This window comes from Janthinobacterium rivuli, from assembly GCF_029690045.1.
GTDB lineage: Bacteria > Pseudomonadota > Gammaproteobacteria > Burkholderiales > Burkholderiaceae_D > Janthinobacterium > Janthinobacterium rivuli.
In genome coordinates, this window is the sequence record NZ_CP121464.1 from 4,011,400 (window position 1) to 4,032,972 (window position 21,573).

Genomic DNA, 21,573 nt, shown 5'->3' on the forward strand with positions numbered 1-21,573 from the left:
CCGTTGCAACGAATCCTGAAAAGGAGTATAAATAATCCTTAAACAGAGTTTTATCGAAGGACATATCATGAATCTCGCTTACGCCTACCCGAAAAGCCGCTTCGAGCCGGCCGTGCTCGTCGACCTGAACGCCAAAGCCGAGCGCGAGCGATTGTCGCAGGCGGCCTTGAAAGGCTTTTTCAAGCTGGCGGCAGCTTGGCGCCTGCGCGACGACGATGCGCGCGAATTGCTGGGCGGCCTGTCCAGCAGCGCCTGGTACGAGTGGAAGAAGCACCCGGACCGCGTGCTGGAAGTGGACCGCATCACGCGCATTTCCTACCTGCTGGGCATTTATAAAGCCTTGCACATCCTGTATGGCGACAAGCTGGCCGACGAATGGGTCAGCTTGCCCAACAAAAACCCGATCTTCGGCGGCCGCACGCCCCTGTCGCAAATGCTGGCCGGCGGCTTGCTGGCCATGCAGACGGTGCGCAAGCTGCTTGACGCGCGCCGCGGAGGACTGTGATCGTGCCTGCCGTCCCGCCTACCCACCTGCCGCCGCTGGCCGCCTTGCGCCAGATCGACACGTGCCGCCTGATCCCGTCGCGCTTCGCCGACATGGAAGACTCCGTGCTGGCGCCGTTGGCCGAGGACGACGCGCACCTGCGCGAGCTGTTCGAACTCGATAACGCGACGAATGCGCGCCTGGTGGCCGAGTACGGCGGCGCGCCAGGAATTGGCGTGGACGAGCTGGTTTTTGGCGTGCCGCACTTTCGCATCATCAACGCCGCCTACACCTATGCCCGGCCGGAAGGGGCGCGTTTCAACGATGGCGAACGGGGCGCCTGGTATTGCGCCTTCGACATGAAAACGGCGCTGGCCGAGATCATTTTCCACAAGACCGTGGAATACCAGGAAATCGATTATTTCGACGACAGCGTCAGCTACCAGTCGCTGCTGGCCGATTTTTCCGCCAGCTTCCACGACTTGCGCGGCCAGGAACGCTATCAGGCTTGCCTGGACCCGGCCAGCTACATCGCCTCGCAAGACCTGGCCGCCATCCTGCTCGAAGCCGGCTCCATGGGCATCATCTTCCCCAGCACCCGGCTGGCGGGCGGCACCAACCTGGCCTGCTTCCGCCCCGCCCTCGTGGGCAATGTTCGCAAAGGCGCCGCCTATCGGTTAACATGGCGGGGTACGCCAACGCCGCAGGTGGAAGCCGTCCCAGGCAAATAAACCGCGCGCATCGGCACCAACTCACCGCAACCTGATCTCACATGCAAACCAATCCTGAAAAAGACACCGAACTGCGCCTCAAAGTGAACAGCGAAACGGCCCGCCTGGCCTGGAGCGAACTGGAAAAGCACTTCGCCCAGGGCAACGTCGTCTGGGTCGCCAATGAACTGGACCTGGTCGAAGTGGCCGTGCGCATCTCGCACGACGACAAGGCCACGATCACGCAATGGATGGCCGATGGCAAAGTGGCCAAAGTCTCCGACCAGCAGGCGCTGGACTGGCAGGCCGCCGACGCATCCCTGTGGGCCGCCGTCGTCAGCCCGTTCATTCTGGTGCAGCAGGAAAAGCCGACCAGGCACTGATGCTTACAGGCTGCGCTCGAGCATCAAGCGTAGCGCAGCGCTGCTGTCGAGGGTCGTCACGCTGTCGCTGCGGCCCTCCCCATCCACATAGGATTGTCCTTGCACCTGCTGCCGGTGCAGCAGGTTGGCCGCCGACAGGCGCACGCGCGTTTTCGCGTCCGGCTGCCACAGCGCATACGCGTCGAGCGTGCGCCGCACGCCCGCATGGCTGCTGGCGTGCGCATCGAGCCGCGCCAGTCCGCCCGTCTGCACGTGCAGATTGCCGCCCATGCTCAGCATCGGCGAGCGCCGGTAATCGAATCCCAGGTTGAGCGTGGCGGGCACCTGGCTGGCCAGGCGGTTGCCAGGACCCGGTACGGCGGCGACGCGCGACCAGTTGCGCCCCGCATTGGCGCGCACGTCGACATCGGGCGCCTGCGCCCACCAGGTCCGCACGGGAAACTTCACATCCATTTCAATGCCGCGCACTGTGGCCGTGCCATTGTTGAACGGGCTGCCCGTCCAGATACCATCGTGCTGGAACAGGCGCTGCACGGTGACATCGCTGATGCGCCGCGTGAATGCCGACAAACTGGCCACGCCGCTCTTGCCGAAATAGCTTTCCCAGGCCGCGTCCAGCCCCCACGCCAGTTCCGGGCGCAGGTCGGGATTGCCCTGGAAATCGGGATTGTTGGCGCTGTTGCCATTGTTGACGGTGTAACGGCGCGGCACCAGGTTGCGCGTGGTGGGCGCCTTGTAGGTGCGCGCCAGCGCCAGCCGCAGCTGGTCGCGCTCCTGCCGCGGCGGCTTCCACAGCAGCTGCGCCACGGGACTCCAGACGCTGGCCCGCGTGCGCACTTCGCTCAGGGTGCGGCCTTCGGTTGCCGTCTGCAAGCCTTCCCAGCGCACGCCCGCATACATTTGCAGGCGCGGCGTCACGTCCCATTCATCCTGCGCATACAGGGCCAGGCGCCGCACGTCGGCCGTGTAGTCTTCATCGAGCGCATACGGCGCGCCACCGGAAAAATACGTGTCGCGCTGGCGGCGCGACTCGCTGCGGCGTATCAGGCTGCCATCCCAGCCCACGCTCAGGGCGTGGCCGCCGCCCAGCCGGCCCAGGTATTTGCCGCTGCTGTTGACGCTGTCGTCGATGGCGTCGGACACCACGCCGCGCAGCAGCAGGGGCGCGCCACCGGCCGCCTCGCCATGGAAGGCGTAATCCGTGTCGCGCCGGTTGTGGTTGACGCCCAGCTTGGCCGTCAGCTTGCCCGCGGCCCCCAGCGAGTGCGACCAGCTCACATCGCTGCGCGCCGAAAACACGCTCGCTTGCGAGGTGGCGCCATTGCGCGGATAGCTCGATGCCTGCCCCAGCAAGGTCGTTTCGCGGGCCACGCCGTCAAACCCCGTGCGATACCAGTCCAGCAGGCTTTGCCAGGTGATGGTGTCGCCCTTGTCCAGTGTCCAGTGCAGGCGCGGCGTCAGGCTGGCCTTGTTGACGGACGAGGCATTGCGTGTGCGCGTGTCGCGCAGCGCCAGCGGCAGGCCGGCGGCATCGGACATGGTGTCAGTCGTCCTGCCCGCCACATCGTCGGCCGTGCGCTCGAGCGCACCCGTCAGCGCATAGGCGAAACCCGGCAGCTTGTCCGCCACGCGCAGGGATGCGGCAGGCTGCCAGCGGCCGTCCTGCCGGCCCGCGCCCAGCTTCCATTCGCGCTCGGCGCCGCTGGCGCCCTTGCGCAAGACCACGTTGATGCTGCCGGCGACGGCCTGCATGCTGTATTCAGCCGTCGCGCTGCGCAAAATCTCGATGCGCTCGATCATCTCGGGCCCGATCGATTCGATGGAAAAGCCCGGTGGCGCGGGCTCGCCGTTGATCAGCATCTGCGTGTAGCCCGCCCCCAGACCCCGCATGCGCACCTCGCCGCCGACGACGGAGACGCCGGGCTGGCGTTTCAGCGTCGCGGCCAGGCTGCTGTCGCCATATTGGGCCAGGTCGTCACGGCTGACGACGATCTTCGCGGCCGTATCGTCGCGCCGCTGCTGCACGCCGCTGGCGGCGGAAATTTCAACTTTCGGCAGTGGTGCATCGTCGGCGCAGGCCATGCCTGAGAGCAAGATGAGAACGAGAGGACGATACCTGAGGCTGCTGCACATGAGAGCTGTTCTACGCCATATGAGGAAGTGCGCAGTGTAGATGATTTGTCAAGCCGGGACCAGGACAAACGTCACGATACGCCCTGCTTTGCGAGCCCCCGGTAGTCCTCTTCGCCCACCTCAGTCAATCCGGCATGGCCGTCGTAGCGGTAGAAGCGATGCTTGTCGCGCGCATGGCGATCATCGAGAAACGCCAACGTGGCCAGGTCTATGCGCTTGGCGCTCAGCGGGCTTCGGCCACAAAACAATTTACGCGTGCCTAGCTGCAGAAAATGAGGATGCGGCACCGAGACTTCTTCCGGGCTGAATTCGACAGCCAATGGCTTGCCATCGGACATCATCAACGTGGAATTGAACGCATAAATGCCAAGTATCCGTGTATTTTCAGGAGCGAGGCTTTTTTTTGCCTGCCCCCTGTAGTAAACGGCACGGTTATCCTTGGCCCAGCCATAACCGCAGCTCACGAAGGTGGCAAGGTCAGCCTTGGAAATGGGCTCAGGACAGTGATAGAAAATTCGGTGGCAATAGACTTTTTTACCATCACTCAGGTAAATCGAATCGAATGCGCTGAAATGCTCCACCGACTCGGTAGAAAACCGTTCGGGCACGGCGCGGTCAACCGCATGATACGGGATCAGATACAAGCCATTGACATCGCCGCACAGATGTTCACCCAATAATTTGAAACTGGCTGCATCCAATCCGGTGATGGGCCGCCCATGAAAGTACACCTGTCGGCCCAGTTCGAAGCCAGATCCGATGACACGCCGCACCGGGATTTCTTCCTGCTGCGCCGCCTGCGCCTCGTCCTGCGCCTCGTCCTGCGCCTGCAAGCGGTGCCACCAGTAATCCGTCAGTTGCGGATGCGCCTCGAAAAATGGCGCCCACCGCTGCTGCATGACCTTGTCGAGTACCCCGTCGCTGCCCAGCGGCCCGTTTCGGTCGCCCACCAGTGTCGACGAGTAATCGGCGCCTGCATGATGTACCAGCGCCACGACGAAACTGTCCACATCCACATGCAGCGGTTTGTTGCGGTAATAAGCGCGCTGATGATCGCGGTAATAGTCGAATCCCAGGTGTTGGAAACTGGGGCCGTGAGCGCCGCGCACACGCGTCCCTGCCGCGTAGACAACCTGATCATCCACGGCAATATACTCGTGCTGAAACTCACGCGCAGACACCACCCGGCCGGCCTCATCAAATTCCGGTTGCCGGCATTTGAGCAATTGGAATTCGCCCACATAGCGCATGGACTTTCCCGTCAAATAATACGCACGTTGCCCATCCTTGGCATAACGTTCGTTCAGTACGGTGAAGGTGGCCAGATCGGCATGATCAATGCGGTAAAAATATTCATATGCAATGCTCGATCCCTGCTGTGCCTGCACGATGATCGACTCGCCATCCGTCCCCCATCGCTGCGCAAGCATGCGAAAGCCGTCAGGATGGGCGATGGGCAAAGGTGTGCCATCCTTCTGGTGCAGTCGCTTGTATCCTCTGTAGACCTGCCCGTTGATCACCCGGTAATCCGGGTGATTGGTGTAACGGATACGGTCGTGCGCGCTCGCGGTCACCTTTCCAGACAGAAAGACATTCACGCCATCGCTGAACAGCGCGCAATCGGCGGATACAAAAGCTGGCGCCGGTCCGAGCAAAGCAAGCGCCTGGTGCTTTACATCAACCATGACAGTGACCGAATAATCACCAAACCAATAGGCGCAGGACTGGTCACGCCAGTAGTGGTAGCCGAGGTCTTCCAGGGTGCCATTGAAACGAAACGGCAAAGCCTGCACCGCATGGTAGCCATATCGCGCAAGGTAATGCGGCAGCAGGTAGTAATCACGCTGACTATCGCGCAACAAACCCGGATGGGTTCGATGTCGCCAGACCACTTGCCGAGCATGCAAAGGCGACGACGGAAAACGCCGGGAACTTGCCTCTTGAGCGATCTCGGAGGGCAGCTTTCCTGCAAGCGCGAGCATGATGTAGACTTCGCGTGCACTATCGTCCCCCAGTAACGCCCCTTCCATAAACGCGAAGTCCCCGTGCCATTCAAGGTCAAGGGACTCCCACTGCGCAGCATCCACCTCTGGCGTCGTCATCGTTGCATTTCAAGATAATAATTCGGCAGCATAAGCCTTTTGCAAGAAAAATCGCGCCCTGCAGGCGCAGTGATCCCATTGCCGCATCATTGCCGCATTAATGCCGCATTAATGCCCTCCCCCCAGATACGCCGCGATCACCTTGGGATCGTTTTTCAGGCTTTCCGCCGGCCCATGCACGGAAATGCTGCCGTTTTCCAGCACGTAGCCGTAATCGGCCACGTTCAGGGCGGCGGCGGCGAATTGCTCGACCAGCAGCATGGTCACGCCTTCGGCCTTCAAGCGCGTAATGATGCGGAAGACTTCTTCCACCAAAATCGGCGCCAGGCCCATCGACGGTTCGTCCAGCAGGATCACTTCCGGGTTCAGCATCACGGCGCGGGCCATGGCCAGCATTTGCTGCTCGCCGCCCGAGAGCGTTCCGGCCAGCTGGTCGCGCCGCTCCTTCAGGCGGGGGAACAGCTCCAGGGCCTTGTCCAGGTCGCCCTTGATGTCGCCTTTCGGGCGCGAGCGCGTAAAGCGGGGGAAGGCGCCCAGCAGCAGGTTGTCCGTCACTGACATCGAGGCGAACACCCTCCGGCCTTCCGGCGAATGGGCCAGGCCCGCGCGGGCGATGCGGTGCGAATCGAGGCCCGTGACATCCTTGCCGCCCAGGGTGACGGTGCCGGATTTCGGTTTCAACATGCCGGAAATGGCGCGCATGGTGGTGGTCTTGCCGGCGCCGTTCGAGCCGATCAGGGTCACCAGCTTGCCTTTCGGGACGTCGAGCGAAATGCCGTGCAGGACTTCGACTTTGCCGTAGGCGGCGTGCAGATTGCTAATGGTCAGCATGGTCTTCCTCTCAGTGCGCCGCTGGCGCCAGGGTTTCGGCGCTGCCGCCCAGGTAGGCTTCGATCACTTTCGGGTCGCTCTGGACCAGCGCAGGTGCACCTTCGGCGATCTTCTGGCCGAAGTCCAGCACCGTCACCACGTCCGACAGAGCCATCACCACGTCCATGTGGTGCTCGATCAGGATGATGGTGATGCCGTGTTCGCGGATCTTGCGGATGATGGCCATCAGTTCCTTGATGTCGGGCGCCGTCAGGCCGGCCGCCGGTTCATCGAGCAGCAGCAGACGCGGGTTGAGGCCCAGCGCGCGGCCGATTTCCAGCAGCCGCTGCTTGCCATATGGCAGATTGCGCGCTTCTTCATTGGCCAGGTCCGCCAGGCCGACGAATTCGAGGATGCTGGCGGCCCGCTCGCGCGCGGCCGCCTCTTCGCGCTTGTAACGCGGGGTGTGCAGCATCACGTCCAGCACGTTCGACTTGAAGGTGTTGTGCAAGCCCACCAGCACGTTCTCGGTGGCCGTCATCTCGCCGAACAGCTGCACGTTCTGGAAGGTGCGCGCCACCCCGCCCAGCGCGATCTCGGACGGCGTGCGGCCGGAGATCACGGCGCCGGCAAATTCCACCTTGCCCGCCGTCGGCTTGTAGATCCCCGTCAGTACGTTCATCATCGTGCTCTTGCCCGAACCGTTCGGCCCGATCAAGCCGTGCACGGAGCCTTGCGTGACGTTCAAGTCCACCTGATTCAGCGCCTTCAGGCCGCCGAACTGCATCAGGGCCTGCTCCACGCGCAGCAGGGTCGCGCCCTGCTGCCCGCCTTGGGCGTGGTCGAATGGCGCCACGCCGTGCGAAGCGACGGCTTGCACATGGCGCCGGCCCTTGCCGATAAAGCTCATCAAAAAGCCCACGATGCCGTCCTGCAGGTAGTACACGACGAACAAGGTCATCAAACCGAAGATGGTCAGGCGCCAGTCGACCATGTTTTCCAGCTTGTACGAATACGCGGCCAGGCCGATGGTGGCCACCAGGGGCACGAGCACGCCGCGCACGGTGGAGCGTTTCTTCGCCAGCATGAAGGCGGAACCGATCACGCCTAGCACGGCGGCGGCCACGGCGATCTTGCGGAACAATTCGATGTCCGACAAGAGGCTGGGCAGCATGACGACGATCATGGCGCCGATCAGCGCACCGGAACGGGTCTTGCGCCCGCCCATGATGACGGCCAGCAGGAACAGGATCGTCAGCTCGAAGTTGTAGGTATTGGGCGAAATATACTCTTCCGAATACGCATACAGGCTGCCGGCCAGGCCCGCAAAACCGGCGCTGATGACGAAGGCATAGACTTTATAGCGGTACACGGACACGCCCATGCAGTCCGAGGCGATGGGGCTGTCGCGCAAGGCTTCGAACGCGCGGCCCAGGTTCGATTTCAGGATGCGGTGCACCACCACCAGCGAGATCACCAGCAGCGCGGCGACCATGTAGTAGTACTCCACTTCCGTCAGTTTGTGGCCGAACAGCACGGGCTTGTGGATCTTGATGCCCATCGGGCCTTCCGTCAGGAAGCTCATTTCATTGATCAGGATTTGCACGATGGTGCCGAAGGCCAGGGTCACCATGGCCAGGTACGGCCCCGTCACGCGCAGGGCCGGCAAGGCCAGGATGGCGCCAAACACGGCCGCGCCCAAAATACTGGCGGGGATGGCCAGCCAGAACGACAGGCCCAGCTTGAACACCAGCACGCCCGTGACGTAGGAGCCGATGCCGAACAGGCCCGCGTGGCCCAGCGACACCTGCCCCGTGTAGCCGACGACGATATCGAGGCCGAACAGCAGGATGGCGTAGATCAGAATGGTCTCGGCCAGGTGGATGTAATACGGGTTCGGAATGACGATGGGGAACAGCGCAAGCGCGGCCAGTCCCGCCGCGCTCAGCGCCAGCATGGTGATTTTCTTGTTCATGTCGTCCTCAGACTTTCTTGATCGCGGCTTTGCCGAACAGGCCGGACGGCTTGATGGCCAGCACCAGCAGCAACAGCAGCAGGCCAGGCACTTCCTTGTAGCCGGTGGAGATGTAATAGCCGGTGGTCGTTTCCGCGATGCCGAGTATCAGCCCGCCGACGATGGCGCCCACGCCCGACGTCAGGCCGCCGATGATGGCCACCGCAAAGGCTTTCAAGCCCAGCGACGCGCCCATGGTGGCTCCCGTCAAGGTCAGCGGCGCCACCAGCACGCCCGCAAAGGCGGCCGTGGCCGACGACAGCGCGTAGGAGAACGTGATGACCATGCCCGTGTTGATGCCCATCAGACCGGCCGCGTCGCGGTCGTTGGCTGTCGCCACGACGGCCTTGCCGTAGATCGATTTGCGGTTGAACACTTCAACGGCCAGCATGATGGCCAGCGCACCGACGATGACGGCCACCTGCATCTGCTGCACATTGGCGCCAAACACTTGGAACGGCGCGGCCGACAGCGGCGACGGGAACATCAGGTCGTCCTTGCCCCAGATATTTTCCGCGACGTTCTTGAAAATGATGGCCAGCGCGATGGTCGACATGATCCAGCCGAATTCGGACTTGATCTTGATGGCGGGCCGCACGCCTATCCATTCGACGAACACGCCCTGCAGGGCGCCGAAGACGATGACGATGGGGATCATCAGCAGATAGCTCATGTACGGGCCGCCGTGAATGGTGCCCACCAGGGAAAGGCCCACGAGCGCGCCCAGCATCAGGGATTCGCCCTGGCCGAAATTGAGGGTGCCGGAAGTGGCAAAGGTCAGCTGGTAGCCGAAAGCGATGACGGCATAGATCATGCCCAGCGCGACGCCGCTGAAGACGAGCTGCAGGAAGATTTCCATGGTATTCCCCGGAAGACGAACGATGAAAAAATGGCCAGTCCTGATTCCTCAAGGCTGGCCACTGCGCGGCGACTGTCTGCCAGGCTTATTTCGCGAGGACGACTTTGCCGTCCTTGACCTCACCGAAGACCGTCAGGTCGGCCGTGATCGCCTCATGGTTGGTTTTGCTGAAGGGCTTGTTATACGTGGTGACAGCGCCTTCCACCTTCTCGTTCAGGTTTTCCAGCGCGGCGCGCACTTTCGGGCCATCCGTGCCGCCTGCCTGCGTGATGGCCGCGGCCAGCAGGTAGATGGAATCGTAGCCTTGCGCGGCCGAGACGGCCGATGGCATGCGTCCACCCGATGGTTTGTAGGCGGCCACGTAGGCGTCGATGAAGGCCTTGCGCTTCGGCGTGCTGGCATCCTGGATGAAGGTTTGCGGCATGCGCGTGCCATTGCCGTTCTTGCCCGCGTTGTCGATGAAGTTACCCATGGCCAGGGTCCAGCTGCCGATCAGCGGCACTTTCCAGCCCAGTTTTTCCATGCCGTTGGCGATCTGCGCCAGTTCCGGGCCGATGCCGTAGGTCAGCACGACTTCCGCCCCCGCCTGCTTGGCTTTCAGCAGCTGGGCCGTCATGTCGACGTCCTTGATGTTGTATTTTTCCACGACGACGGGCTTGATGCCCTTCTTGTCGAGCGCCTTTTCCAGGTCTTCACGGCCCAGCTGGCCATAGTTGGTGGAGTCGGCCAGGATCGCCACTTTCTTGAATTTGCGGTTCTCGATCGCTTCATGCACGATCATGCCGGACTGGATGGTGTCATTGGCCGCATTGCGGAAGACGTAGTTCTCCGGCTGGTCGGCGAATTGCTTGGTGACGATGGAACCCGTCGCCACATTGTTCATGACGGGAATTTTCGCTTCCTGGTAGAAGCGCTGCGAAGCCAGGGCCACGCCCGTGTTGATGTAGCCGACGGTGGCGGCGACCTTTTCCTTGTTGATGAGCTCCTGGGCGATCTGCACGCCGCGTTCGTTCTTCGCTTCGTCGTCGCGCTCGATCAGCAGCAGGGAACGGCCCAGCACGCCACCCTTGGCATTGATTTCCGCCACGGCCAGCTTGACGCCGTCGCGCATCGACACGCCCATCGGCGCGGAACCGCCCGTGAACGGACCGGACACGCCGATCTTGATGGGGTCGGCTGCGACTGCCGCCTGCGAGAAACCCAAAACCAAACTTGCCACAAGCAATTTCTGTTTCAAATTCATTGTCATCTCCTCTGATACAACGTTTTTAATGCCACTTATTTTTATAGTCGTACGCTGGATAACCGCCCCATCGATAAATCATTGTAGGTGAGTAAACATGCACCAGCAACAACTACATATGACGCGTCGCAACATGCAGAAAAGACACAATTGCTGGCCCGATGTCAGTCTTTTGTAAGGAAAATATGTCGCAAATTGACACAGCTGCTGCACTTTGCCACACAGTGCATGTGTCTGATCTGCGTCAAAGTATGGTGATGCAATGGTGATATGGTCATTGAACCAGGGTCAACCGGCCATGGCGGCAATCCCATCCTTAACCTGGAGAACCTATGCGCCAGCCCATGACAACCATCTGCGCCTGCCTGCTGATCGGCGGCATGACTAGCGCCTGCAAGAACTTCACGCCGGTCGACAAGTTCGCGGGACAGACGGTGGCGGTAACGGAAGTATTCAAACCCATACTGACGCACTCCATGAGCAGTTGCACCAATAATGTACGGCGCAACAGCATCATCACCGACCGCCCTTACCTTGCGCAGGAAACGGAACAGGATCTGCTCCGGCGCTGCCAGGCCTACGCGACGCAATTGGCCGGCACAGCCGAACTGAACAATGTATTGAAACGCTACGCGGAAGTCCTTGCCGCGCTGGCCAACGACAAGCTGGCAAACTACAAGGAAGAGATCGGCGCCCTTGGCGGTTCGCTGGACGCCTTGCAGCAGTCCAGCGGCATGACGCCGGTGCTCGACGCCGACCAGCTGGACAAAGTCACGCGCCTGAGCGCGCTGATCAGCCAAATCGTGACGCAGCACAGACAGCAGTCGGGCATCAACGAACTGCTGGCGCGCGAAGAAGATATTTATATCATCAGCAATGCGCTGAAAAAATATGCGCAGCAAAACTACGAGGCAAATTTGCACGACGAGAACCTGACGCTGGCGTCGCTGAACCGCTCGCTCGACAATGCCGCTGCCAGGGAACCCGTTGCCAGCAACTACCTGAAAGCCAAGCTCTACCTGGACGGGCGGCAACTGCAAGAGCGTGGCAAGGTCATCGACGCCTATATTGCCGCCATGACCGGATTGCAGAACAGTCTGAGCACCTTGCGCGCCAAGTCCATGAAAGACCCGGCATTGGAGCGCCAACTGGACATCTTTGCCAAGCAAGTCGATACCCTGCAAAAGCAGGCCGCCAATTATTCACCATCCCCCTGGTAGGAGTCGGACATGGGAAACGCTATCGCACTCGATGAAAAACAAACCACGGAAATCGCCGACAAGCTGGCACAGGCCTCGAACCAGGTACTGGAGCTGCGCATCGCGCTGACCGACCGTACGCCGGCAACGCCATCAGCCGTGCTGCAGGATCTCAAGCAATATGAAAGCCACCTGGACCAGATGGTGTCCTTTTTCCGCGCCCATGGCATCTACCTGATCAACAAGGGCGCGCAGCAGGCATTGGCCAATGTGAACACGGCCATCGAGCAAGGCAGGAAAACCGTGGCAGACATCGAGCACACGCACGCGGCCATCAAGGCAGCGGCAGGCCTGCTGGATCTGGCAGCCGCCCTGCTGTCGCGCAACCCGCTGGCCATTGCCGAGGCGGCGAACAGCCTGCGGACCTGACCTGGCGCACAATTACGGCTCTTCAGCCCGGTGTCCCATCGCGTGCGTGGCCATCTTCAGGTACAGGAAGGACTGCTCCTCGTTGTGCGCATAGCCCATCTGCCCTTCGGCCAGGGCCACGGATTTCTGCTGCAGCGCTTCCGGGTATTCGAGGTCGCAGGCAGCGTCAAGCCAGTAACGCGCCCTGGCTTCGTCGCTCTCCAGCAGCATGTTCGCCACGATGAACATGGCCGGCGCCACGCCCCGTTGCGCTGCCAGTTCCAGCCAGCGCAGGGCGGCGGCGCCATCCTGCGGCCCGCCCATGCCATTCTTGAACATCAAGCCCAGGTAATACGCAGCCGGACCGCTGCCCTGCCCAGCCGCCTGTTCGAACAGGGCGCGCGCCTGCGGCTGGGACGCTTCTCCCGCACGCATCAAGGCCTTGGCCCGGGCCGTGACTTCGGGCGCCGCCGCTGCCACGGGCGAAGCCAGCGCGGCGGCCAGCAGCAAGTTTGCCAGCATCATTTCGACAGGTCGAGCTGGTACAGCGCAAAACCCTTGCCCGCACCATCGTCAAGCTTCAGCTGCGTGACGTTGTCGATGCCGGCCGCTTGCGCCAGGTCGATCACGTTCGGCGCCGAATGGAAGACCACGGGGCCTTTCGTGGCCACCCTGGCAAAGCGCCAGCTGCGCGCCGAGCCGTTTTTCGCGCGCGTCAGGTTCTTTTCCTTGGTCACGTAGGCGATCAGGAGTTCGCGGTTGTTGTCGGGCGAAGCCACCACCGTCTTGCTGCCGTCGAGGCCGGGGAAGTTGCCGCCGCCGCTGGCGCGGTAGTTATTCGTCGCGATCAAAAATTCCTGGCTGGCGTCTACCGGCTTGCCCTTGTACGTCAGGCCCTTGATGCGCTGGCCGGGCTTTTGCGTGACGTCGATCTGGTAGCGCACGTCGGCGCTCGTGATCGCGTCGAAGTTGTAGCTCGGGTGGGCCGTGTTGACCAGTTCCTGCGCTTCTGCCTTGTTCGGGTCGATGGTGTTGAAGCGCTGCGCCGACTGTTCCAGCCAGGCTTTCAAGTCCGCGCCATTCATCTTCACGCCGTACAGCGCGTTCGGATACAAATACAGATCGGCCGCGTTATTGAGCGCCACATTGCCCGCCTTGACGTCCGTGTAGTCGGACACGCCGGCCGAACCGCTCTTGAACGGCGACGACATCGACAGCACGGGCAAGTGCGCAAACTGCGACAGGTTTGCCTTCACGTAGGCGGCCAGGTAGCCCGCTTGCGCCTGGTTCACCACTTCGATGGCGCTGACATCGCCCACATCGGCGAAGTATGTCGACATGCGGAAGTCCGTGGCGCCGACCGGCGTCTGCACGTAGGCAATCGTCGCCGCGTGTTCCTCGGCCACCAGCTTGGCGATGGCAGGATCGGGCTGGACGTAACTCTTGTCCGCATTCTGGATGCCGCGCGCTTCCACCGTCGTGGCGCTCTTGTCGACGACCCACTGCTTGCCGTCGTGGCGCAGGCGCAGGCCGATCACGCCCAGGTGCTTGCCCCACAAATTGGCCATCACGGTGGGCACGCCATTGACCAATCCCTTGGCCTTGTCGACGCCGGGCAAATTAAATTGCGGCACCGTGCTGGTCGCGTTCGGGAACAATTGGTGCGAGTGGCCGATCAGCATGGCGTCCACGCCCGGTACTTGCGACAGGTAGTAATTGCCGTTTTCCATGCTTGGCGAGTACGGACTGTCATCGAGGCCGCCGTGCGAGATCGCCACCACCAGTTCGGCGCCCTTGGCGCGCATCTCGGGGATGAATTTTTCCGCCGTCTCGCGCACGCCCTGCGTGTAGACGCGGCCTTCCAGCCAGCGCTTGTCCCACGCCATGATGGTCGGCGGCGCGAAGCTGATGATGCCGACCTTCACGGTGGAGGTGATTGCCTTGCCATCGGGGCCGGTGGCCGTGATCTGCTTGGCTATGATGTGGTATGGCGCGAACAGGGGTTTTCCCGTCTTGACGCTGTAGACGTTGGCCAGCACTTGCGGGAACGCGGGGCCGGCGCAGCGCGGTTTGCCGGCATCGACGCTGTCGACGTCAAACTGGTTGCCCGTTACCTGGCTCAAAAACGCCAGGCCGTAGTTGAATTCATGGTTGCCGATGCCGCCGCCGTCGACTTTCAGCAAATTCATCGCCTTGTAGATGGCCAGGGTCTGGTCGCAGGCCAGCGGTTTTACCAATGCCTGGTAGTCGGCCAGGGCCGTGCCCTGGATGGTGTCGCCGTTGTCGAGCAACAGGTTGTTCGGATACTGCGCGCGCGCCTGGGCGATCAGGGTCGCCGTGCGTTCCAGGCCGATCGACGGTTCCGCCTGCAACTTGTAGTAATCATAACTGAGCACATTCGCGTGCAAGTCCGTCGTCTCGAGCAGGGCCAGGGTGGCGCTGCTACCTGCCTGCGCGGAGGCCAGCGGGTGGACCGGTCCGGTGGCGGCGGGAGGCAAGGCGCCGCAGCCGGCCAGCAGCAGCGGTAACAGGGCAAGACGGGGAGATTGAAGCATGATGTATTCCTGTGGAAAGACAATATCGCCAGCATCATACGCAGCACGCCAGCCATCTTCAAGGCAAAAATATTGTCGCAAATACAGCGAAATGACGATTTTATTGCCCCGTGCGGCATCGTTTCGGCGCCGCCGGCATCAGAAACGCGCCGCGCTCGCGTATAATTCAGGGTTTGATTTCACCATAGAAGACCAGAACATTATGGAAGCCGAACGCATCAATATCATCTCCGCCCTGCTGAACGACCTGACGGTCCGCGAAGCCGAACTTCGGAGGTATCTTTGACTTCACTGTCAAGTCGGAGAAACTAGAGCAAGTCAACGAAGAGCTGGAAGATCCCACCGTCTGGAACGATCCCAAGCGCGCCCAGGACCTCGGTAAGGAGAAGAAGGCGCTGGAAGCCATCGTCTTCACCCTGGCCAAGGCCGATGCCGACCTGCGCGACACCCGCGACCTGTTCGACATGGCCCGCGAAGAAGGCGACGACGATACGCTCGAAGCGATCGAGCAGGACGTGCAGGAAATCCGCAAGGTCATCGAAAGCATGGAATTCCGCCGGATGTTCAACAATCCGATGGACCCGAACAACTGCTTCATCGACATCCAGGCCGGCGCCGGCGGCACGGAAGCCCAGGACTGGGCTTCGATGCTGCTGCGCCAGTACCTGCGCTATTGCGAACGCAAGGGCTTCAAGGTCGAAATCCTCGAGCAGTCCGACGGCGAGGTAGCCGGCATCAAGACGGCCACCCTGAAGGTCGAGGGCGATCACGCCTACGGCTTCCTGCGTACGGAAACGGGCGTGCACCGCCTGGTGCGCAAGTCGCCGTTCGACTCGGCCAACGGCCGCCACACTTCGTTTACGTCGCTGTTCGTGTATCCGGAAGTCGACGATTCGATCGAGATCGACGTCAACCCGGCCGATATCCGCGTCGACACCTACCGCGCGTCGGGCGCCGGCGGTCAGCACATCAACAAGACCGACTCCGCCGTCCGCATGACCCATGCGCCGACCGGCATCGTGGTGCAGTGCCAGAACGACCGTTCGCAGCACCGCAACCGCGCCGAAGCGATGGAAATGCTGAAAGCGAAACTGTACGAGCATGAACTGCGCAAGCGCATGAGCGAACAGCAAAAGCTGGAAGACTCGAAAACGGACGTGGGCTGGGGTCACCAGATCCGCTCCTACGTGCTGGACCAGTCCCGCATCAAGGACTTGCGCACCGGTTTCGAGACGGGCAATACCAAGGGCGTGCTCGATGGCGACATCGACGAGTTCATTTCCGCCTCGCTCAAGCAAGGCGTATAAGGATGAACGCATCCGCTCCGGCATTGGCAAAGCGCGCCTTCCTGTTCGACATGGATGGCACGATCGTCGACAACATGGCCTTCCACACGACATCGTGGCTGGCGTTCTTTGAGCGCCACGGCCATGCGCTGGACGCGGACGCCTTTTTCCGCGACACGGCAGGACGGCAAGGACACGAAATCATCGCCAAGTACCTGGGCGAGGATGCCGACCACGTCACCCTGCTGGCTGAAAAGGAAGTCGTCTACCGCGAACTGTATGGCCCGCACCTGGCGACAGTGCTTGGCTTCGACCAGCTGATCGCCAGCGCGCGCCAGGCTGGCGTCGGGCTGGTGGTGGGGACGGCTGCGCCGGCCGAGAACATCGCGTTCACGCTCGATGGCCTGGACCTGCGCCACCGCTTCGACGCCATAGTCGGCGCCGCCGACGTGGAACGGGGCAAGCCGCACCCGGACGTTTTCCTGAAAGGCGCGCTGCTGGCCGGCGCGCTGCCGCACAACTGCATCGTCTTTGAAGACGCGCCCCTGGGCGTGGAAGCGGCGCGCCGTGCCGGCATGCGCGTCGTGGTACTCACCACCACCCTGCCTGCCGAAGCGTTTGCCGCCTTCGACAACGTCATTGCCATCGTGCCGGATTTCTCCGCACTCGACGTCGACGCACTGTTTGCCAGCGTGGCGCCTGCGCTGGCGCCACATCATCAATAATCACCAACGAAGAACACCATGACTACGGATATCCAAGAACAAGCCGCCGCACCCGATGAAAACAAGATCATCGCCGAGCGCCGCGTCAAGCTGGCAGCACTGCGCGAACAAGGCATCGCCTTCCCGAACGATTTCCGCCCCGAGCACAAGGCGGCCGATCTGCACGCGCAATACGGCAGCAAGACGCGCGAAGAGCTGGAAGCCGAACCTGTCACCGTGGTGCTGGCCGGCCGCATGATGCTCAAGCGCGAAGCCGGCAAGAAAGCCGCTTTCGCCACCCTGCAAGACGCTTCCGGCCCGAAAGCCGATGGCCGCATCCAGATCTACGCCACCCTGGACCTGACCGGCGAAGCGGCCATGGCCGCCCTGCACCACTATGACCTGGGCGATATCCTGGGCGTGACGGGCACCCTGTTCAAGACCAAGACGGACGAACTGACCATCAAGGTGTCGGAACTGCGTTTGATCACCAAGTCGCTGCGCCCGCTGCCAGACAAATTCCACGGCCTGGCCGACCAGGAAACGAAGTACCGCCAGCGCTACGTCGACCTGATCATGAACGAAGAGACGCGCCGCACCTTCAAAGCCCGCACCGCCGCCATCTCGTCGATCCGCCGCTTCATGGAAAAGAACGAGTTCATGGAAGTGGAAACGCCGATGCTGCACACGATTCCTGGCGGCGCGGCGGCCAAGCCATTCGTCACGCACCACAATGCGCTCGACATGGAAATGTATCTGCGTATCGCGCCCGAGCTGTACCTGAAGCGCCTGGTCGTGGGCGGCTTCGACCGCGTGTTCGAGATCAACCGCAACTTCCGCAACGAAGGCGTGTCGATCCGCCACAACCCGGAATTCACGATGATGGAATTCTACGCGGCCTACACCGACTACAAATGGCTGATGGATTTCACGGAAGCCGTCATCCGCCAGGCCGCCATCGACGCGCACGGCACCGCCACCCTGACCTACGGCGGCCGCGAGCTGGACCTGGCAAAACCGTTCCACCGCCTGACCATCGTCGAAGCGATCAACAAGTACGCGCCGGGCTACACGCCGGAGCAGTTGAACGATGCGGAATTCATCAAGGAAGAGCTGAAGAAGTTCGGCGTCAAGCCGTTCGCCACGGCCGGCCTGGGCGCGCTGCAACTGGCGCTGTTCGAAGAAACGGCTGAAGCGCAGCTGTGGGAACCGACCTACATCATCGACTACCCGGTCGAAGTGTCGCCACTGGCGCGCGCTTCCGACACGGTGGCCGGCATCACCGAACGTTTTGAATTGTTCATGGTGGGCCGCGAAATCGCCAACGGCTTCTCCGAGTTGAACGATGCGGAAGACCAGTCGGCCCGCTTCCTGGCGCAAGTGGCCGCCAAGGACGCCGGCGATGAAGAGGCGATGTTCTACGACGCCGACTACATCCGCGCGCTGGAATACGGCATGCCGCCAGCCGGCGGCTGCGGCATCGGCATCGACCGCCTGATGATGATCATCACGGATTCGCCGAACATCCGCGACGTCCTGCTGTTCCCTCACCTCCGCCGCGAAGACTAATCACGGACGCAAGCCGATAAAAAGCCGCCTGATTTTGCGATCAGGCGGCTTTTTTACATCTGCGGCCGTATCAGCCGGCCAGGGTCACGCGCTGGTGGCTGCGGCTGGCCTGCTGCGCCGCCAATGCCGTGGCCAGCGCGCGCATGCCGTCGTCGCCGGTGGCGGCCGGCTGCCCTTCGCCGCGCATGGCGCGCTGGAAGGCGCGCACCGAGCGCACGTACAGGTTTTCATGCTCGACGGGGATGTCGATGCTGCCGGCCTCGCGCGTCAGGCTGATGGTGCCGACGGGGCGCTGCGTCATCACGCCGGTGGCGAAGATGGTGCCCTTCGTGCCGATGATTTCCACGCCGGACAGCGAATGCGGCGCGTTGAACGCGTCATGCACCTGCACCAGCGTGCCGTTGTCGAACTCGATGACGGCCATCAGACCCTCTTCCAGCCCGGCCACCGTCATGCCGCCGCTGGTGGCGCAGGCCGTGACGTGGCGCGGCTCCGAGTCGAGCAGGAAGCGCAAGGTGTCGACGTCGTGCACGAACATGTCGAGCGTGACGCCACCCGACTCCGGCGCGTCCAGGCGCCAGCCGCGCAGATGCTGCGGCAGGTTATTCGCGTGCAGCACGCGGCCATACAGGGGCTGGCCGATATCGCCGGCGCGTATCAGCTCGCGCACCTTGCCGTGGCTGGCCGCGTTGCGCAGGTGGTGGTTAATCCCCAGCACCACGCCCGCTTCGGCACAGCCGTCGACCATGCGGCGGGCGTCGTCCAGGTTCAGCGCCAGCGGCTTTTCGCACAGCACGTGTTTGCCGGCGCGCGCCGCCTGCAAGGTCTGCGCCATGTGCAACTCGTTGGTGGTGCTGATGTACACGGCGTCCGCGCCCGGATGCGCGAGCGCCGCGTCGAGGTCCGTGTAGCTGGCGGCGATGCCGAATTGTTCGGCAAAGGCGGCGCCGCGCGCGGCGTCCCGGCTGACCACGGCCAGCACTTCGGCGTCGCCCTGCTGGCCGATTGCGTCGACCATCCATTCGCGCGCCACGGTGCTGGCGCCGACCAGTATCCATCCGATTTTCTTCATTCGATTCTCCCCTTAAAAAGTGTGGCGCAGGCCCAGGTTCCAGGCCTGGTTGCCGGTGCCGTTGTCGGTGGCGTTGCCCACCACATAGGCGGCGCCATTGCGGTTGTCGATGTGCGCGTAGGCCGCATATAAGGTGCTGCGCTTCGACAGCGCGTAGGTGTAGCCGATGCCGATCTGGGAAGCGTCGCCGTTGGCGGCGCGCCGGTCGTCGCGCCGCACGTACGAGAACAGGACTCTGTGCGGCCAGACAGGCACGGTGGCGCCCAGCATCAGGTCCGCGCTGTCGACCGTGGTGGCGGCGCCCGCCGTGCTCTTGCTGACGGCGACGGCGCCATGCGCCTTGACCACGCCGAAGTCCCAGGTGGCGCCCAGCACCGTGTTGCGCGCCCTGCCCGCCACCAGCGCGGAGGACAGCGTGTTCGCGTCCTGGTGCGCCATGCGCACGTACAGCGGCCCGGTGGCATAGGTGGCCGCCGCGCCCGCGTAGCGTTTGGCCGACGCGTCGCCCGGCACTTCGCCGAAGCCGTACGCCAGCTCGCCGGAGAGTCCCCCGCGCACGGGCGAACTGTAGGTAATGCTGTTGTCGACCCGGCTGATGTAGCCGGCCGTGAAGACATTGCTCATCCTGCCCGCAAAACCCAGGTAAAACGGATCCAGCGCCCCCAGGCTGCTGTCGATGAAGGTGTACTGGCGCCCCAGACGCAAGGTGCCCGCCGCGCCGGCGAGGCCGACGAAGGCCTGACGTCCGAACAGCAGGCCACCCTGGGCCGAAGCGCCCGTGTCGGCCAGGATGCCCGCATCCATCGTAAAGATCGCCGTCATGCCGCCGCCCAGGTCGTCGCTGCCCTTGAAACCGAGCCGCGAGCCGTTGGCGATGCCGCTCGTCACCTTGAGCACCCTGCCCCCTGGGCCACCGTTCTCGGATACCACGCCCAGGTCCGCGATGCCATACATGGTCACGTTCGACTGCGCGCAACACAGGCCGCCGCAAGCGCCCGCGCCGATGATGATTGCCCTTGCTACCTTGTTCTTCATTTCTTTCCCTGTCTGTCTTTTTATGGATACTGTTCTTAGCCGACCAGGTGGCGCGGACGCTCGCCGCGCAAACCGGCCAGCAGGTTGTCCACGGCCTGCTGCGCCATGGCGTAGCGCGTTTCGTGCGTGGCCGAGCCGATGTGCGGCAACGCCACCACGTTGGCCATGTGCGGCAGCGGATTGTCCGGCGCCAGCGGTTCGCGCTCGAACACGTCGAGACCGGCGCCGTGAATGGTGCCCTGCTGCAGCGCCTCGATCAGCGCCGCCTCGTCGACGATGCGCCCGCGCGAGCCGTTGATGAAGATGGCGCCGGGGCGCATCAGCGCGAATTCGCGCCGGCCCATCATGCGTTCCGTCTGCGCCGTCAGCGGCAGCACGACGCAGACGAAATCGGAGCCGGCCAGCAAATCGTCGAGCGCCACCTGGCGCGCGCCCAGCGCCGCCTCCACCTCGGGCACCGCCTCGCCGTTCACGTACAGCACCTGCATGCCGAAACCCAGCGCGGCACGGCGGGCGACGGCGCGGCCGATGCGGCCCATGCCCAGCATGCCGATGGTCTTGCCGTGCACGTTGACGCCGTACTGGCTTTCACCCACACTGCGCGTCCACCGTCCGGCCTTGACGAATTCGGCCAGTTCGACGACGCGCCGCGCGCTGGCGAGGATCAGCGCGAAGATCGTGTCGGCCGTCGTTTCCGTCAGCACGTCCGGCGTATTGGCCAGCAAGATACCCCGTTCGCGCAGGTAATCGACGTCGAACTGGTCGACGCCCACCGAAATGGTGGAAATGATGTGCAGGCCCAAGGCCGGGTCCAGCAGTTCGCGGTCCAGGCGCACGCTGGCGCCCAGTAAACCGTGCGCGCCGCGGATGGCGGCCGCGAACGCGGCGCGGTTGCCCGCATCGATAGACTCGAAGTACGTCACCTCGCATTCGGCGCGCAAGCGCGCCAGCAGCGGTTCGGCCAGCTTTTTATAGACAAGCACATGTTTTTTCACGGGTTTTTCTCC

General features: G+C 62.8%; 20 protein-coding genes. 9 read left to right on the forward strand and 11 right to left on the reverse strand.

Features of this window, described 5'->3' with window-relative positions:
- Positions 1–67: 67 nt before the first annotated feature.
- From P9875_RS18235 to P9875_RS18245, 3 genes are read left to right on the forward strand one after another with little or no spacing between them, the layout of a single operon-like run.
- Complete coding sequence (locus tag P9875_RS18235) at positions 68–505, forward strand: MbcA/ParS/Xre antitoxin family protein (RefSeq protein ID WP_099403145.1); 438 nt, start codon at positions 68–70, stop codon at positions 503–505.
- A 2-nt stretch (positions 506–507) separates the two neighbouring features.
- A complete protein-coding gene (locus tag P9875_RS18240; protein WP_278316182.1) occupies positions 508–1,215 on the forward strand; it encodes an RES family NAD+ phosphorylase in 708 nt (235 codons plus the stop codon).
- A 41-nt stretch (positions 1,216–1,256) separates the two neighbouring features.
- The gene (locus tag P9875_RS18245; protein WP_035819573.1) at positions 1,257–1,577 is read left to right on the forward strand and encodes a DUF2288 domain-containing protein; all 321 of its coding nucleotides are present in this window, start codon (positions 1,257–1,259) and stop codon (positions 1,575–1,577) included.
- A gap of 3 nt (positions 1,578–1,580) precedes the next feature.
- On the opposite strand, the gene P9875_RS18250 is transcribed toward P9875_RS18245, so the two are convergent.
- The 6 genes from P9875_RS18250 to P9875_RS18275 form a co-directional block, all read right to left on the reverse strand.
- The gene (locus P9875_RS18250) at positions 1,581–3,659 is read right to left on the reverse strand and encodes a TonB-dependent receptor plug domain-containing protein (RefSeq protein WP_278316183.1); all 2,079 of its coding nucleotides are present in this window, start codon (positions 3,657–3,659) and stop codon (positions 1,581–1,583) included.
- Between the two features lie 122 nt (positions 3,660–3,781).
- Entirely contained in the window at positions 3,782–5,812 is a 2,031-nt protein-coding gene (locus P9875_RS18255; RefSeq protein ID WP_278316184.1) for a DKNYY domain-containing protein, read from the reverse strand.
- Between the two features lie 108 nt (positions 5,813–5,920).
- Positions 5,921–6,643: an ABC transporter ATP-binding protein gene (locus tag P9875_RS18260; protein WP_099377466.1), complete on the reverse strand. Its 723-nt coding sequence runs from the start codon at positions 6,641–6,643 to the stop codon at positions 5,921–5,923.
- Positions 6,644–6,653: 10 nt separating this feature from the next.
- Positions 6,654–8,597: an ABC transporter permease subunit gene (locus P9875_RS18265; protein ID WP_219312712.1), complete on the reverse strand. Its 1,944-nt coding sequence runs from the start codon at positions 8,595–8,597 to the stop codon at positions 6,654–6,656.
- 7 nt (positions 8,598–8,604) lie between these two features.
- On the reverse strand, positions 8,605–9,495 hold the full coding sequence (locus P9875_RS18270) for a branched-chain amino acid ABC transporter permease (RefSeq protein WP_035819581.1): 891 nt from the start codon (positions 9,493–9,495) through the stop codon (positions 8,605–8,607).
- Positions 9,496–9,580: 85 nt separating this feature from the next.
- Positions 9,581–10,738 carry an ABC transporter substrate-binding protein gene (locus P9875_RS18275; RefSeq protein ID WP_035819582.1) on the reverse strand — a complete coding sequence of 386 codons (1,158 nt, stop codon included), beginning with the start codon at positions 10,736–10,738 and terminating at the stop codon, positions 9,581–9,583.
- A gap of 344 nt (positions 10,739–11,082) precedes the next feature.
- Between P9875_RS18275 and P9875_RS18280 the strand changes: the two genes are divergently transcribed.
- Both P9875_RS18280 and P9875_RS18285 read left to right on the forward strand, forming a co-directional pair.
- Positions 11,083–11,958: a hypothetical protein gene (locus P9875_RS18280; RefSeq protein WP_278316185.1), complete on the forward strand. Its 876-nt coding sequence runs from the start codon at positions 11,083–11,085 to the stop codon at positions 11,956–11,958.
- A gap of 9 nt (positions 11,959–11,967) precedes the next feature.
- Complete coding sequence (locus P9875_RS18285) at positions 11,968–12,366, forward strand: hypothetical protein (protein WP_278316186.1); 399 nt, start codon at positions 11,968–11,970, stop codon at positions 12,364–12,366.
- A 12-nt stretch (positions 12,367–12,378) separates the two neighbouring features.
- On the opposite strand, the gene P9875_RS18290 is transcribed toward P9875_RS18285, so the two are convergent.
- Together P9875_RS18290 and P9875_RS18295 are read right to left on the reverse strand one after the other, a co-directional pair.
- Complete coding sequence (locus P9875_RS18290) at positions 12,379–12,870, reverse strand: tetratricopeptide repeat protein (protein WP_099403139.1); 492 nt, start codon at positions 12,868–12,870, stop codon at positions 12,379–12,381.
- Entirely contained in the window at positions 12,867–14,900 is a 2,034-nt protein-coding gene (locus tag P9875_RS18295) for a bifunctional 2',3'-cyclic-nucleotide 2'-phosphodiesterase/3'-nucleotidase (RefSeq protein WP_278316187.1), read from the reverse strand. The genes P9875_RS18290 and P9875_RS18295 overlap by 4 nt, the downstream gene beginning before the upstream one ends.
- Between P9875_RS18295 and P9875_RS18300 the strand changes: the two genes are divergently transcribed.
- The 4 genes from P9875_RS18300 (at position 14,899) to lysS (ending at position 18,459) form a co-directional block, all read left to right on the forward strand.
- A complete protein-coding gene (locus tag P9875_RS18300) occupies positions 14,899–15,186 on the forward strand; it encodes a hypothetical protein (protein WP_278318888.1) in 288 nt (95 codons plus the stop codon). The two genes, P9875_RS18295 and P9875_RS18300, sit on opposite strands and share 2 nt — an antisense overlap.
- A protein-coding gene (gene prfB, locus P9875_RS18305) for a peptide chain release factor 2 (protein WP_138829122.1) occupies positions 15,103–16,207 on the forward strand; the annotation gives its coding sequence in 2 pieces (ribosomal slippage) (positions 15,103–15,183 and positions 15,185–16,207; 1,104 coding nt in all). The genes P9875_RS18300 and prfB overlap by 84 nt, the downstream gene beginning before the upstream one ends.
- A 2-nt stretch (positions 16,208–16,209) precedes the next feature.
- The gene (locus P9875_RS18310) at positions 16,210–16,911 is read left to right on the forward strand and encodes an HAD family hydrolase (RefSeq protein ID WP_278316188.1); all 702 of its coding nucleotides are present in this window, start codon (positions 16,210–16,212) and stop codon (positions 16,909–16,911) included.
- A gap of 18 nt (positions 16,912–16,929) precedes the next feature.
- Positions 16,930–18,459, forward strand: coding sequence for a lysine--tRNA ligase (lysS, locus tag P9875_RS18315; protein ID WP_278316189.1), 1,530 nt, complete (start codon positions 16,930–16,932; stop codon positions 18,457–18,459).
- Positions 18,460–18,529: 70 nt separating this feature from the next.
- Here the strand turns inward: lysS and P9875_RS18320 are convergent, their stop codons facing one another.
- The 3 genes from P9875_RS18320 to P9875_RS18330 are packed head-to-tail and all read right to left on the reverse strand — an operon-like array spanning position 18,530 to position 21,561.
- Positions 18,530–19,531 carry a Gfo/Idh/MocA family protein gene (locus P9875_RS18320; protein WP_278316190.1) on the reverse strand — a complete coding sequence of 334 codons (1,002 nt, stop codon included), beginning with the start codon at positions 19,529–19,531 and terminating at the stop codon, positions 18,530–18,532.
- A 12-nt stretch (positions 19,532–19,543) separates the two neighbouring features.
- A complete protein-coding gene (locus tag P9875_RS18325) occupies positions 19,544–20,566 on the reverse strand; it encodes a porin (protein ID WP_278316191.1) in 1,023 nt (340 codons plus the stop codon).
- A 35-nt stretch (positions 20,567–20,601) separates the two neighbouring features.
- A complete protein-coding gene (locus tag P9875_RS18330) occupies positions 20,602–21,561 on the reverse strand; it encodes a 2-hydroxyacid dehydrogenase (protein WP_278316192.1) in 960 nt (319 codons plus the stop codon).
- Positions 21,562–21,573 lie beyond the last annotated feature (12 nt).

What these genes read in the sequence shown, in the direction of transcription:
- P9875_RS18235 (WP_099403145.1), top strand. Translation starts at nt 68, where the DNA reads ATGAATCTCGCTTACGCCTACCCGAAAAGCCGCTTCGAGCCGGCCGTG.
- P9875_RS18245 (WP_035819573.1), top strand. Translation starts at nt 1,257, where the DNA reads ATGCAAACCAATCCTGAAAAAGACACCGAACTGCGCCTCAAAGTGAAC.
- P9875_RS18250 (WP_278316183.1), bottom strand. Translation starts at nt 3,659, where the DNA reads ATGGCCTGCGCCGACGATGCACCACTGCCGAAAGTTGAAATTTCCGCC.
- P9875_RS18255 (WP_278316184.1), bottom strand. Translation starts at nt 5,812, where the DNA reads ATGACGACGCCAGAGGTGGATGCTGCGCAGTGGGAGTCCCTTGACCTT.
- P9875_RS18260 (WP_099377466.1), bottom strand. Translation starts at nt 6,643, where the DNA reads ATGCTGACCATTAGCAATCTGCACGCCGCCTACGGCAAAGTCGAAGTC.
- P9875_RS18265 (WP_219312712.1), bottom strand. Translation starts at nt 8,597, where the DNA reads ATGAACAAGAAAATCACCATGCTGGCGCTGAGCGCGGCGGGACTGGCC.
- P9875_RS18270 (WP_035819581.1), bottom strand. Translation starts at nt 9,495, where the DNA reads ATGGAAATCTTCCTGCAGCTCGTCTTCAGCGGCGTCGCGCTGGGCATG.
- P9875_RS18275 (WP_035819582.1), bottom strand. Translation starts at nt 10,738, where the DNA reads ATGAATTTGAAACAGAAATTGCTTGTGGCAAGTTTGGTTTTGGGTTTC.
- P9875_RS18280 (WP_278316185.1), top strand. Translation starts at nt 11,083, where the DNA reads ATGACAACCATCTGCGCCTGCCTGCTGATCGGCGGCATGACTAGCGCC.
- P9875_RS18285 (WP_278316186.1), top strand. Translation starts at nt 11,968, where the DNA reads ATGGGAAACGCTATCGCACTCGATGAAAAACAAACCACGGAAATCGCC.
- P9875_RS18290 (WP_099403139.1), bottom strand. Translation starts at nt 12,870, where the DNA reads ATGATGCTGGCAAACTTGCTGCTGGCCGCCGCGCTGGCTTCGCCCGTG.
- P9875_RS18300 (WP_278318888.1), top strand. Translation starts at nt 14,899, where the DNA reads ATGATGTATTCCTGTGGAAAGACAATATCGCCAGCATCATACGCAGCA.
- P9875_RS18295 (WP_278316187.1), bottom strand. Translation starts at nt 14,900, where the DNA reads ATGCTTCAATCTCCCCGTCTTGCCCTGTTACCGCTGCTGCTGGCCGGC.
- P9875_RS18310 (WP_278316188.1), top strand. Translation starts at nt 16,210, where the DNA reads ATGAACGCATCCGCTCCGGCATTGGCAAAGCGCGCCTTCCTGTTCGAC.
- lysS (WP_278316189.1), top strand. Translation starts at nt 16,930, where the DNA reads ATGACTACGGATATCCAAGAACAAGCCGCCGCACCCGATGAAAACAAG.
- P9875_RS18320 (WP_278316190.1), bottom strand. Translation starts at nt 19,531, where the DNA reads ATGAAGAAAATCGGATGGATACTGGTCGGCGCCAGCACCGTGGCGCGC.
- P9875_RS18325 (WP_278316191.1), bottom strand. Translation starts at nt 20,566, where the DNA reads ATGAAGAACAAGGTAGCAAGGGCAATCATCATCGGCGCGGGCGCTTGC.